The organism is Allokutzneria sp. NRRL B-24872, assembly GCF_002155965.1.
Classification (GTDB): Bacteria; Actinomycetota; Actinomycetes; order Mycobacteriales; family Pseudonocardiaceae; genus Allokutzneria.
Genome location: NZ_MUMH01000130.1, coordinates 1 through 13373, shown reverse-complemented (window position 1 = coordinate 13373; position 13373 = coordinate 1). Strand labels below are relative to the sequence as shown.

Sequence of the window (13373 nt, the reverse complement as noted above, 5' to 3'; positions counted from 1 at the left end):
TCGGCTGAACCACCTACCAAGGACTTACCGCACTATTCTCAGCGGCATGCGATTCAGCGTGCTCGGGGCGCTCACCGTGCACACCGCGCGCGGCGAGCCGGTGACCGTCACGCGCACCTCGGTCCGCGCGCTGCTCGCCGACCTGCTCGTGCACCGTGGAGAACCGGTCTCGGCGGACAAGCTGATCGAGGACCTGTGGGGCGCCAAGCCACCGCGCGACCCCGTTGCGACGCTTCAGGTGCGGATCTCGCAACTTCGGTCCGCCCTCGGTGATCGCTCACTCGTCGAGTCCACCCCCGCCGGATACCGGCTGCACGCGGATGACGTCGACGCGAACGAGTTCACCGCTCTGACCGCACAAGCTCGCGCGGCGGCCGATCCGCGGACGAAGGTCGAACTGCTGGACCAGGCACTCGCACTCTGGCGTGGCCCGGCCTACGCGGACTTCGCCGACGCCGCGTTCGCCCAGCCCGCGATCACCCGGCTGTCCGACCAGCGGCTCACCGCGATCGAAGACCGCCTGGAAGCGCAGGAGGAGCACGATCTCGGCGAGCTGACCGAGCTGGTGTCGGCCCACCCGGTGCGGGAGCGGTTGCGCGCGGTCCACATGCGCGCCCTGTACCGCGCCGGGCGGCAGAGCGCGGCACTGGAGAGCTTCCACGAGCTGAGCCACGTGCTCCGCGAAGAACTCGGCGTCGTCCCAGGGCCGGAGATTTCCCAGCTGCACCAAGAGATCCTGCGCCACGACCCCGGGTTGAGCCGGGCTCGCACCAATCTGCCCGCCGAGATCTCGCCGCTCGTCGGCCGGGACTCGGCGATCGCTGACGTGCGTGCGCTGCTCGACGCGCACAGGCTCGTGACGCTGACCGGTTCCGGCGGTGTGGGCAAGACACGGCTCGCCCTGGGGACAGCGCGGCGGCTCAGCCCGCCCGGCGGTGTGTGGCTCGTCGAGCTGGCGGCTGCGAGTTCCGCCGCCGAGGCCGTTCTCACCGCGCTGGGCGTGCGCGAGTACCAGGAGCTGGCTCCGGCCGACCTCGTGCTGACAGCGTTGCGGGACAAGCAAGTTCTGCTCGTTCTGGACAACTGTGAGCACATGGTCACTGCTGTGGCCGACCTCGTTTCGCGGTTGCTCCGGGAGGCTCCTGGCGTCCGCGTGTTGACCACGACCCAGGAACCTCTTGGCCTGCAAGGAGAAATGCGCTACCCGGTGCCGCCGCTCGACGAGCCCGACGCGGTCCGCCTGCTCGCCGAGCGCGTCCGTGCGCTGGGCCACGCGCTGCCGGAGGAGCACGCGATCATCGAGCTGTGCCAGCGACTCGACTGCATCCCGTTGGCGTTGGAGCTGGCTGCCGCGCGGGTGCCCGTGCTCGGCGTGCGGGAGCTGGTCGCGCGGCTCGACGACCGATTCTCGCTGCTCACGGACGGCTATCGCGGTGCACCTCCTCGGCAGCGCACGCTGCGCGCGGTGCTCGACTGGAGCTGGAGCCTGCTGTCAGAGCCGGAGCGCGTTGTCCTGCGCAGGCTCTCCGTCCACGTCGACGGGTGCGCGCTGGCCGCTGCTGAGGCTGTGAGCGGGGTGGACGTGCTCGACCAGCTCACGGCGCTGGCGCAGCGCAGCCTCGTCGTGGTCGCGCACGACTCGGAGCCGCGCTACCGCCTGCTGGAGTCAGTGGCGCGGTACAGCGCCGAACGGCTCGCCGAGGCGGGCGAGGAGCCGCAGATCCGGCAGCGCCACCAGAACTGGTACCTCGACCTCGCAGAGCAGGCGAAGGACGAGCTCTACGGACGGCGCCAGCGGCACTGGATCACCGTGCTGGACCGGGAATCGGCGAATCTGCGGGCCGCGCTGGACGGGATGGTCCGCGACGGAGCGGCGGATTCCGCGCTGCGGCTGGCCAACGCGCTCACCGGCTACTGGTTCCTGCGCGGGCGGCGCAGCGAGTCGACGCACGCGCTGAACTCCGCGCTGGCGCTGGGTGGTTCGCCCGCCCTGCGCGCGCAGGCCAGGGTGTGGCAGCTCGGTTTGGACCTGCTCGCCGGGCGAGGTGGTGAGCGAGTGGTCGCGTGCGCCGCCGCGCTGCGTGAGTACGCCGAGGTCGGTGATCCGGAAGGGCTCCCCCGCGCCCACTGGTTCCTCGGCTACGCCCTGTTCACCGCGGGCGAGCTGACCGCGAGCGAGGAATTGATCTCCCGCGCGCTCGCCGGTTTCGTCCACGACCCGTGGGGCGAGGCCGTCGCGCTGAGCGTCCAGGCCGACCAGGCGCTGCTGCGCGGCGATCTGTCCACTGTGGAGCGTTCGGGCTCGCGGAGCGCCGCGCTGCTCGACGGGCTCAGTGACCGTTGGGGGCGGTCGCAGCTGGTGTCCCCGCTGGCCGCGCTCGCCGAGATCACCGGTGACTACGAGCGCGCCGAGCACCTGCACACCGAGGGCCTGCGGCTCGCGGAGGAGCTCGGCCTGTGGACCGACGTGGCCGAGCGCCTGACCGGCCTCGGCCGGCTGCGGTTGCTCGCCCGCGACTACCCCTCCGCCCAGGACCTGCACGAGCGCGCGATGCGCCTGTCCGCCGAGCACTCCTACCAGCCCGGAGTCGTGCACGCCGAACTCGGCCTGGCGTTGGGCGCGCGGCGCGAGGGCAAGCTCGACGTCGCCGAAGCGCACGTCCACAGCATGCTCGACTGGCAGCGGGACGCCGACCTCGCGCCGGGGGACGCCCTGCTGCTCGCCGAACTCGGGTTCATCGCCGAAGCGCGCGGCGACGCGGCGAAAGCACTGCGCCTGCACCAGGAATCCCTCGTCGCGGCGAAGAAGACCGGTGACCCGCGAGCCGTCGCCCTCGCCACCGAAGGTCTCGCGGGCGCGCACGCGATCAACGGTGACCGCGAGCGCGCCGCCGCGCTCCTCGAAGCCGCGGCCACCCTGCGCGCCGACGCGGGAGCTCCCCTGCCCGAGGCCGAACGACTCGATGTGGACCGGATCACCGCCCTCATCCACCGGGATTGACGCGGCTACCACCCAGCACGGCTACAAGGTGGTGAGGTCGACGGCGGCGGCCATGGCGCGGTAGCCGGTGTCGTTGGGGTGCAGGCGATCGCCGCTGTCGTAGGCGGGGCGCAGCGAGTCGGGGTCGGCCGGATCGGCCATGACGCGGTCAAGGTCGAGCACCGCGTCGTACACGCCGGACGTGCGAATCCAGGTGTTCACCTCATCGCGCACCGCCTCGCCGCGCTCGGTGAAGTACCCGGCTCCCTTGAACGGCAGGATGGTCGCGCCGATCACCCGGATTCCCTTGGCGTGCGCGCGCTTCACCAGCTCGTGGTGCCCGGCGATCAGCTCGGCGGCGCTCACCCTCGGGTTGGGCAGCACGCACGGTTCCTCGCCGGGGAACTCGCTCATCCCGATGTCGTTGATCCCCTCCAGCACGATCACCGAGCGCACCCCCGGCCGGTCGAGCACGTCCCGCTGGAACCGCTTGCCCGCGCGCTCGCCCAGGCAGGTGGAGTCGTTGAGCACCCGGTTGCCGCCGATGCCCGTGTTCAGCACCGGACGCCTGCCACCGAGCCGTTCGGCCAGCTCGTCGGGGTAGGTGCTGAAGCCGTCGATCGTCGCCGCCGCGCCGTCGGTGATGGAGTCGCCGAAGGTGACCACCCCGTCCCGCCGCGGTGCCCCGGCGACCTCGACACCGCTGAGGTAGAACCAGGACGTGGTCTTCTCGGTGAACGCCGACGCGCCGAGGTCCGCGACGTGGTCGCCGCTCGCGCGGTAGGTCGTGGTCGTGCCGAACACGTGCGCCGTGGCCGGACCGGTCGGCTCGGCGAGGTACAGGGTCACGGTGAGCCGTTCCAGCGGCGCGACGAGCAGCGGAGCCGGATCGCTCACCAGCTCACCGCCGACCGGGATCTCCACCGACCGGGACAGCCGGAACGTCAACGGGCGCACCGAACCCGGGCGCACCGCAGCGCCCTCCGAGGTGCGCGCGATCGTCGCCCCCTTGATGCGCAAGGGTTTCGCGCCGAAGAGGTTGGACAGCCGCACGCGCGCGGAGACGCCGCCGACGCTGGTCCGCACGACCTGCCGGACGGTCTGGTCGTCGAAGCCCTTCTCCGACCAGTTCGGCCCGAACCCGGCGGTCGGCCGCTGCGTCGCGGCGGCCCACGTGGCCGTCCACAACCCCTGGTTCGCCGAGGCCGGTGGGGCCACCAGGCCGAGGCCGAGCACCACCGCGAGAAAGACGCCCAACGCCCTGCGCACCATCGATGTTCCCCTCCAGAACGAGCTGATGGGGACAACGGTAGACAGGGGGTCTGACAACATCATCTCAGCGAGCCGCGAACCACGTCCTACCTGCGGATTTCAGCCAGCACGCGCTGTGGTTCGGCGTTGTCGCGGCGGCTCCACCGCAGCCCCGCGCTGTCGACGAACTCGAAGGTGAAGCTGTACTCCGCGTCCGGGACGCGCTGCGGTTCTCCGGTGGCGCCCAGCAGCTCCACGTTGCGCTGGAAGTGCTCGCCCGCCTTGAGGACGTCCTGACTGGGCCGTTGCACCGTCGACGGGCCGAGCCGCCACGCCAGCGCGGGCTCCACGTGCGTCAACACCACGTCGAACAGCGGCGCCGCACTGTGGTTCTCGATCCGCACTGTCACGAACTCGCCCCGGTTGGCCATCACGGCCACGAGGAGCCTCGCCTGTGCCTTGTCACGGTCCGCGCGCTCGGCCTGCCGTACCCGGCTGTCGCGCCCCGCGATCCACAACGCCGCGATGACGGCCGCAGTGGTCGCGACCGCGCCCACCCAGGTGCCGACCGCGCCCCACCACACCGCGGACTGGCTGCCCAGCCAGGACAACGCCGTCGGTGTCGCCGGCCACGTGATGACCAGCAGTTCGCACACCGCGATCACCACGAAGGCGGTGTCGCGAACGGTCGATAAGCGCGGATCGGGCTTCGAGAGCCACTCTTCGAGATCGCCCATGCGCGACATCCTCCCGTTCCGCGCACAACGGCCTTGCGGCGGGATGACCACAATCCGGCCACACGGGCGCACGGTGTCCTATGGTGATCAACTGTGCCCCCGAAGCTGCTCAGCCGGACCCGGACACGAACTGACTACCTCACCTTCCTGTTGGCCAGGGAGTGGCCGGTACTCCTGTCGGCGACGGGCGTCGTTCTCGGCGTGGTGACGCTGCTTCCGAGCGCCATCGGCTTCGCCCTGTCAGTCCTCGCGCTGCTGCTGGGCACGATCACGTTGATCCGCGACATCCGCCTGCTGAACGCGCGGTGGTCGGCCTACGACTTCTCCGCCATCGCAGCACCTTTTCCCACTGCTGAGCTACCCGCTCCCCTGTCCTATCCCGAAGCCCAGTACCTCCACATCCCCAACCGCGGCACCGTGCTGCTGAGTCCCGCGATGGACCAGGCGTTGCTGACCAGGCGGTTCAGGATCGAGATCGACGAAGAGCGCTACCGACTGCCCGCGCGACTGCGCGCGACCGCGCCGCACGTGCTGCCGCTCCAAGCACGAGGTAGGTTGCTGTTCAACGGCACCGTTCTGGGTATGCACGGAGAACCGTTGCCCGGCAACGAATCTGAGCCCGGCGTGATCCGGCTGCACCAAGCGCGCTTCTTCGACGGTCAGTGCTCCAACGAGGTCTGCGCCTTCCGCATCACCGAGAGCGCGACGGGCGTCGAGCACGACCTGCGGCGACGCGAGCTGATCGACTCCTCTGGCCACGTTCGGGCGCTGTCAGCGAGTTCGCTGGCCGATCTCGTCGGAGCGAGCACTGTCGCGATGACCAGCGACGGCTTTCTGCTCGCGGTCGTTCAGTCGGAGCGCAACTCCGCCAGCCCTCGGCTGTTGGCCCCCTCGGGCAGCGGCACGCTGGAACCCCGTGACGCGCAGGACGACGACCTGACGGTGGTCATCCGCACCGCGATGGAGCGGGAGTTGCTGGAGGAGACCGGAATCCGACGCGACGAGGTGCTGGAGACCCGAGTTCTCGGCTTCGGCCGCTGGATGGAACGCGGCGCGAAGCCGGAGTTCTTCGGACTCACCACGCTCTCGGCGAGCAGCGACCAGATCCGCGGCCGCAAGCCCGCCCGCACGGAGCGGCTGTACAGCTCCGCCCAGGTGCTGGTCGAGCTCGACCTGGCCGTTCTCGGGGCGGAACTCCTCGCCGGACACGGGTTGCTGGCCGCGCCGAGCCTGCCGCCACGGGTCCGCGATGACGGATCGGTGCCCTTGCTGATGGGCATTCGGGCTGCCGCGCTGTGGACCGCGTCGTGAAGGCCACCGGCTACGACGGGCTGTCCTCGCGCGCTGTCACCGAGCCCGAGCTGCGCGAGTTCCTGGTGCGGTGCTTCGAGATCGCCGACCACGAGCTGCCCAGCGCGGCGTTCTGGACGCGCGGCGAGGTCTCCGGGCACTTCGCGATGAGCTTCAGCGTCGGTATCGAGGGCAGGCTCGCCGAGCGGGTCGGCCGCCACGAGTTCGCGCGGCGCTTCGCCGCCCACTTCGACGCGTTCGTGCTGTACGGCGACACCGAACCGCCTGGCCAGTGGACGGTCGTGCTGCCGGACGGCAGCTCGCTGCGCGCCGCGATGGAGGAGGACGGGGACCACTTCGAGCTGTACGCGGCCTCCGCCCCGATCCCCGGGTTGCCGGACCTGCGCCCGCTCTGACCCCGGCGTCACCCGCCGCTCGCTCAGCGACGCCCGCGTCGCCTACCAGCTGCGCCGCCACCAGCAGTGGCGCGACCTCGCCGCGCAGGCACCCACGCTGAGCCGGGCGGAGTTCCACCAGCACTACAGCGCGGCGTTCACCGACGCCAGCTTCAACGACGCGTTGGAGGCCAGCGTCTGCGGGGTCGGCGCCGTCACTTCTCCAGCCGCTCAGCGGCCCGCCGCCGAATCGACGGTGACACCGTGACGTCGGCGGCGATCGCGCGCAGCACCTCGCGCCCGCGCCTTGGCCGGTTCCGGTGCAGCGCGATCGCCGCCCGCACCCGCACCTCGTCGTCGACGCGCCATTCCGTGGCAAGGCTTTCCAGCTCGTCATCGCAGTTGCCGCGCCACCTCGCGGTGAGCGCGGCTTCGAGCCGTTGCCGTCCCAGGCTCCCGGCGAGTTCGGCCAGACCCGCCGCGGGCAAGCGCGACTTCAGCATCTCGAACGCGCGCAAGCGATCCTCGTCCGGCCACCCGACCGTGCTCGCCAGCTGGACCAGCCGGGAAGTCACCCCGTGGAAGTCAACCTGCTCCAGCTTCTGCAACACGGTGAACAGGTAGGCATCTCCTGCTCGACACTCGTCGGCGATCTTCCTCAGGATCTCCGCGGCCACCGCGGGCTGGACCTCCTCGGCGGCGCGCATGCGCAACGTGCGGTCGAGCTGACGGTCCTTGGCCAGCCGCACCAGCTGCTTCTCGTCGAAGGCCATCCGCTCCGACAGGAACAGCGCGGCTTCGAGCTGGAGGTTGCGGCCGTGCTGATCGGTGTCGGCCAGCCCTCGTAACAGCTTCTCGGCCCGCAACGCCGACACGGAGACCGCGAAGTCGGCCGTGCTCCCCCACTCGGGCCCACGCGTCGCCAGCAGCTCCGCCAGCACGGAGAACGTGCGGTCGACGTCCCTGTGTGCTTCCCACGCCTCCCGCGCGGCGAGAAGGCGGGTCGCGACCTCGGCGTCGGGATACTCCGCCAGCTTCGCGAAGGTCTCTGCGGCCAGCTCCTCGTCTACACCTTTGAGCAGCTCCGCAGCCTTCAACCGTACCGCGTCGCGCTCTTCCCGCTGCGCCACTCGAGAAAAGAGGCTTCTCGCCAGGTTCAGGTCGAGCTCGGCGAGCTGGTCAGCGACGCCTTTCCTCGCCGTAGCACCGTTCTTCGTGTTCACCAGGAAGCGCAGCCCCAACAGGACTCCTGGCGCCGGGTCGACGGTCAGCAGCCACCGGATCGCGTCGAAGCGGCGGTGCTCAGGGGCCGAGCTCCCCACCACCAGCTCCACCTCGCGCGAGGCGAGTCTGGAATCGATGTCGCGCAGCCATCCCGCGCAGTCGTGCCACCGCTTCCGCTCTGTGTCCATTTTGGATAGTTCCTTGGTCAGCAGTGCCACCGCACGAGCGCGCACCCGCTCGCCCACCGAGACGCCGCTGCGGATGAGCTGCGCGACGAAGCCGATGTTGTGCTCGCGGTGCCGCCACCCGAGCAGCCGCAGGAGCTTGCGGTCGACGTCCTGGCCCGCCTCCACCCAGCGCGCCACCAGGAAGACCATGACCTCCAGCTGCGGCCACGGCCACTGGCGTTGCGGGGCAAGGAGTTTGCGGCTCGACCAGGATCGCGGATCGGGGTGGCGCGCCGCGAGGTGGCAGGCCGCGAAGTACTCCTCGACCGTCTGGTGCAGGAACCGCCAGTCCCTCCGCTGCACCACCAGACCGCTGATCCGGAGCGCGTCCGCGATGACCTCCGCCCACTCCTGCGGCGGCACGTTCACCGGCGGTTCGACACCGCGCCACGCCAGCGCGTGCTCCAGCAAAGTACGGTCGTCGCCCGGTTGCTGATGCCCGAAAGCCATGTCCTGGAACAGGTCCTGGATGCGTTCGAGCAACGCGTCCGCGGCGGCCTCCGCGCTCGGCCCGTACGGTGCGACGCGCTCGCGGAGCTGGCGCCGAGCGTCGGCCTCGCGGAGCTTCACCACGAGCCAGGACACGAACTCCCGGTACAGCTGCGACTGGTTGTCCGGGAGGTCGGCGTCGGGCTTCTCCGCGAACAGCAGGCACAGCATCGTGGAGATCAGCGGGACGTGGGCCAGCTCGTACAGCTTCGTCCGCCGCACCCTCGCGACGAAGTCCGCAGCCGCGCGCGCCGGATCGGCGAACTCCCTGGCCGACAACCACCCCACGACGAAGGTGTGCAGCTCGGTGTCGGTGAACGGCTCGATGACGTAGGTCGGGAACTGCGCGCTGGTGATCAACCCGCGCCCGTCCAACGGGCGGCTGGTGACCAGGAAGCGGTAGGCGGGGTTCTCGCGGTGGTCGGCCACCTTGCGCAGCACGGCGTGCCGCGCGGCCGGTTCGAGCACTTCGTCCAAGCCGTCCACCAGCACCAGCCACGGCACTCCGGGCAGCGGCTCCGCGCGGAACAGCTCCAGCAGGGCGTTTCGGTCCAGTCCGTGGCTCAGCCCGCGCACCACGCCGTCGGCCAGCGCGTCGGGCAGCGTGCGGTCCTGAGTGAGCACGTCGGCGGTGATCGGCACCGGCACGAACGCGCCCTCGCCCTCGGCGAGCCAGCGCTGCGCCGTCGTGGCCGCGATGTGCCTGACCAGGCTGGACTTCCCGGCTCCCGGGTAGCCGAGCACCTGGACGCCCGCGTGCCGTTCGAGGAGGCTGTCCGCGTCCACGCGCTCCAGCGCCTCCTCCTCACCGTCCTCGGCCTGCCGGGTCGCTTGGCGGGTGAGGTAGATCTTCGACAGCGGAGGCGCCGCGTGCCGCACGCTCGGGTACGGGTGGTCGCGGTCGGCCTTGCGCACGGCGTCGAGGTACCCGCGCAGCTGAGGGCCGACGTGCCGCCAGCCGCCCGCGCGCAGCTGCTCTGGTTCGAGCAGGTCAAGCCACTCGCGCTGGCCGCCACGCACCTCTGGCACCCGGAGCGGACCGTCTGGCCCGACCAGCGCGCACACCCCGCCGGTGCGCAGGTTCAGCACGGGCGCTCCGGGCTCCGCGTCGAGCCGGACCAGCTCGTCACCGGGCAGCAGTTCCGGGTGCAGGCAGGCAAACGCCTGTGCCTCCACGTCGACGAACACAACTCCGCCGGGGCCGCAGACGAGCGCCACACCTGGCTCGACCGCGACGCCGCGACAGCCGTCGACGGTGACGACCGCTGCGCTCAGCGCGTGCTGGAGCCGTTGCCGTGCAACGCTCGCTGGCCCTTGGTGCAGGTGGACGTCACCGTGGATGTCCCTGGCCTGCACGAGGTTGCCGAAGACGTCCCCCGAGGTGTTCTCCCGCACGCGCACACGCTACTTGAAGAACAGGTTCACGATCCCGTCCCGGGCGAGCAGGAAGCCCACGATGCCCAGCGCCCACCCGATCGCCTCGGTCTTGTTGCGCAGAATCCACGCGTGCAGCCGCTCCAGCTTCGGCTTGAGCCAGGTCCACGCCAGCGCGCGCACCACGAGCAGCAGCAGCGCGGGCAGGATCATCACGACCACGTAGCCCGCGAGCACGGGCAGCCAGGTCATCGGGCCGACACCGGCGTTGGTGAGCATGCCGACCGCCGCGAGGTAGGGCAGCATCGTCGCGACCTCGATCAACGCGGCCGTGATCCCGAGGCCCACCATCGACAGCGGGCTGCCCCCGACCTTCGGCTCGCGCGGCGGCTTGGGCTTGCGGCGCTTCGAGTCGAACCAGAAGCTCGCGACGAACATCGCCACACCGACGATCGCCGAGACCCAGTAGCCGGTCCGCCCCGCGAGCAGCTCGCCGAACTGGTCGAACACCCCGCGCAGGCCGAGCATCAGCCCCACGCCGACGCCGAAGTAGAACACCGCGATCGTGCCGAGGTAGACCATCATCCGCAGGACCGGGCGGTCCTTGAGGGCCAGCAGCAGGTAGATCGGGATGCCGAGCGTGCCGAAGCTGGTGCTGTCCACCAACGCCAGCGCGGCCAAGGACAGCAGAAGGGCGATTGTCACTTCGTCGATTCCCTCGGAGAACGGTCAACAGGAAGACCTTAACCGCCCTCGCGAGGGCAACCCGAAATCTTAGATGTTTTCCGAACTGTTCAGCGCGGGGTCGACACCGCCGCCAGGATCGCGCCGAACTGCGTCGCGACCAGCTTGCGGATCGGGATCGCGGTGGCGGGCACCGCGGCCTCGGCGAGGTCGGCCCAGTGCTCGAAGACCTCGGTCAGCTCGGTGTGCGCGGCGCGGATGGCCGGGGTGCCGTTGCCGATCGCCAGTTCACCCTCCAAAGTGGACAGAAGCATCCCGCCGAGGCGCATCCGCACCGACTGCAGGACCTCCTCGGAGTGGAAGCGCTCTGCGACGACGGCGAGCCGTTCGGCGCTCGAACCGTCCGCCGCCGCCGTCGCGATCCGCGCCTGCTTGGTAAGACCTGGCAGGAAAGCGTCGAGCGCGCGGCGGTACGGCGAGGAGACCGAGAGATCGTTTCGAACTGATGACATGAGCCCTGAGAGCACGCGGTCCGCTTCTGTCAGCTCTTTCGCCCGCTCGCGCAAGACCACGGCGTAGGAGACGTCCAGCGGTGTCTTGTCGCGCGAGTCCTCGTTGGTCCAGTACGGCACTTCGCTGATCAGGTAACGAGTTCCGTAACGCTCCACATAGGACATGCTCGACTCACCGGCGTCGAAGTCGCTGTGGTCGACGCCGATCGACTCCAGGTAGTCGATGTGCTGCCGCGCGCTCAGCCCGAGGTAGACCCCGGGCGAGAACTCGCGCATGTAGGGTTCCTCGTTCTCCCCTGTCTGCAACGGCAGGCCGAGGTGCTCCGGGATCGCCGACAGCGCGCGGGAGAGCTCAGGGGTGGTCGAGTCGACGTAGTAGTACACCCCGCCGTACTCGGCGTTGTGCAGCGAGCACATGAAGTCCGGCTTGGTCTCGTCGAACAGGCGCATCAGCGCGACGGTCTCCGGAATGACCGCATCGAAGAAGACTCCCTTGTACGCCAAGGGAAAGGACCACTCCACCTGTTCGCGCCCGGCTGGCCGGTAGAAGTTCCTGCCGTAGCGGCGCATGGTCAGCGGTGGCTCGAACCAGCCCTCGTTCAGCCTCGTCCCGTCGGGGTCGATGCACGGGATGATGTGCCAGGTGTACCCGAGATCCGCGCGCAGCGAGGCGTCCGCCGCGAGCGTCCGCGCCAGGTGCAGCGATGTCTGCCCGCCGACCGGCTCGTTGGGGTGGACCGCGGCGAAGACGACGGCCTGCTTCGGTCCGCCCTCGATCGTCAACGACCACAGCGCTTCGCCGAGCCGCGAGGTGCCGATCCGGCGGACGGAGGCGCAGTCGCCGTGTTGCCGGGCAACGGCGTCGATCCCGGCGAGGAGGTCGTCCACGCCGAGGAAGCGGTCGATCTCCGGAATCCCGTCGACCAACCGCAGGATGCGCTCGAACACTTCGTCCTCCCACCGTCGCCGCAAAGATCCACTATGGCACGCCGGTCTATGTCCACAGTGGACTCTTTCGACCTCGCGACCGACAGACGAAAGTCGGTCCACGGCCCGCGAGAGCGCTCTCTCGGCGAGCGTATCCCAACGATTGCACGCAACGGAATCCCCTGTGATGTCAGGAGAAACACTCCCGCCGGAGCACACCCTCCGCGCGCCAGGGGTTCCGGAGATCCGGAATGGTCCACTCGGCGGCCAATCGGGCGCCACCTACGTCAACGGCACCAGCCGCAAGGGGCTGAGAGGCTGATCCGCCGCACCCGGACGGCTCAGCCCTGCTTCGCCGCCGCCTTCGCCGCCTTCTTGAACTCGCGCACCTCACCGAGCGACTTCGCGTCCACCACGTCCGCCACGCTGCGCCGCGACCCCTTCTCGCCGTAGGCCCCTGCCGCCGCGCGCCAGCCCTTCGGCTCCACCCCGAGCTGCTTGCCCAGCAGCGCGAGGAAGATCCGCGCCTTCTGGTCCCCGAAACCCGGCAGCGCCTTCAGCCGCTTCAGCACTTCCTTGCCGTCCGGCTCGCCCCGCGTCCACACGTTCTCGACCGCGCCGTCGTACTCCTCGATCAGGAAACGTGCCAGCGTCTGCAACCGCTTCGCCATCGAGCCCGGGAACCGGTGGATCGCCGGCGGCGTCGAGGCCAGCTCGACGAACTCCTCCTCCGAGGACTCCGCGATCCTGTGCACGTCCAGCCCGCCCATGCGATCGGCGATCACCTTGGGCCCCTTGAACGCCTTCTCCATCGGGATCTGCTGATCGAGCAGCATGCCGAAGAGGAGGGCGAGCGGGTCGGCCGCGAGCAGGGCGTCCGCCTGGGGCTCCTGGGCGAGGCAGAGCGTGCGAGTCATGCGCAGAGCTTCCCATGGTGGCTGCGGGGCCGCTTCCCGGGTTGGGTATGTGGTGGCGTGATGGAAGGGCTTGTTCAGCTCTTTCCAGCGGGGTACGGCTGCGCTTCCAGGCCGGGGACAGCTGGGCTTCCAGCGGGTGTCGGTGTCTTCGGCGGGTGCGGTTGGTCTTGGGGGCGCGGGGGTTGCTGCGTGGGGTCGGCTTGACCTGGGGACCCCTTGCGCGTGCCGAAAAGGGCCGGGCGGCACGGTGATGAAACACCGGCCCCCGCGCGAGCGTATGGCACGCGCACCCCAGGTAAAGCCGACCCGTTCCAGCCGCGTGTTCTGTTGGGAGGGGGTTGCGTTTCGGCGTGGCGGACGCCTGGG

General features: G+C 70.1%; 9 protein-coding genes. 3 read left to right on the top strand and 6 right to left on the bottom strand.

All coding sequences use genetic code 11. From position 1 onward, the window contains the following. Positions 1-46 precede the first annotated feature (46 nt). Positions 47-3001, top strand: coding sequence for a BTAD domain-containing putative transcriptional regulator (locus CCN37_RS29460; protein ID WP_086827074.1), 2955 nt, complete (start codon positions 47-49; stop codon positions 2999-3001). A gap of 21 nt (positions 3002-3022) precedes the next feature. On the opposite strand, the gene CCN37_RS29455 is transcribed toward CCN37_RS29460, so the two are convergent. After that, positions 3023-4252, bottom strand: coding sequence for an SGNH/GDSL hydrolase family protein (locus CCN37_RS29455; protein ID WP_086827072.1), 1230 nt, complete (start codon positions 4250-4252; stop codon positions 3023-3025). Positions 4253-4338: 86 nt separating this feature from the next. Next, positions 4339-4968 (bottom strand): hypothetical protein, encoded by a 630-nt coding sequence (locus CCN37_RS29450; protein ID WP_086827070.1) that lies wholly within the window; start codon positions 4966-4968, stop codon positions 4339-4341. A 93-nt stretch (positions 4969-5061) separates the two neighbouring features. Here CCN37_RS29450 and CCN37_RS29445 point away from each other — a divergent pair, with 93 nt between their 5' ends. Next, on the top strand, positions 5062-6279 hold the full coding sequence (locus tag CCN37_RS29445; RefSeq protein WP_086827068.1) for a hypothetical protein: 1218 nt from the start codon (positions 5062-5064) through the stop codon (positions 6277-6279). Then, positions 6264-6674 (top strand): hypothetical protein, encoded by a 411-nt coding sequence (locus tag CCN37_RS29440; protein WP_086827065.1) that lies wholly within the window; start codon positions 6264-6266, stop codon positions 6672-6674. The genes CCN37_RS29445 and CCN37_RS29440 overlap by 16 nt, the downstream gene beginning before the upstream one ends. Before the next feature lie 194 nt (positions 6675-6868). Here the strand turns inward: CCN37_RS29440 and CCN37_RS29435 are convergent, their stop codons facing one another. The 4 genes from CCN37_RS29435 to CCN37_RS29420 all read right to left on the bottom strand — a co-directional run bounded on the left by CCN37_RS29435 (position 6869) and on the right by CCN37_RS29420 (position 13007). Then, on the bottom strand, positions 6869-9988 hold the full coding sequence (locus CCN37_RS29435; RefSeq protein ID WP_143261865.1) for an NACHT domain-containing NTPase: 3120 nt from the start codon (positions 9986-9988) through the stop codon (positions 6869-6871). A gap of 9 nt (positions 9989-9997) precedes the next feature. Continuing rightward, entirely contained in the window at positions 9998-10672 is a 675-nt protein-coding gene (locus tag CCN37_RS29430; RefSeq protein ID WP_168200920.1) for a GAP family protein, read from the bottom strand. Between the two features lie 89 nt (positions 10673-10761). After that, complete coding sequence (locus tag CCN37_RS29425; RefSeq protein ID WP_168200919.1) at positions 10762-12111, bottom strand: M14 family zinc carboxypeptidase; 1350 nt, start codon at positions 12109-12111, stop codon at positions 10762-10764. A gap of 320 nt (positions 12112-12431) precedes the next feature. After that, entirely contained in the window at positions 12432-13007 is a 576-nt protein-coding gene (locus CCN37_RS29420) for an HhH-GPD-type base excision DNA repair protein (RefSeq protein WP_086827057.1), read from the bottom strand. Positions 13008-13373: the final 366 nt, after the last annotated feature.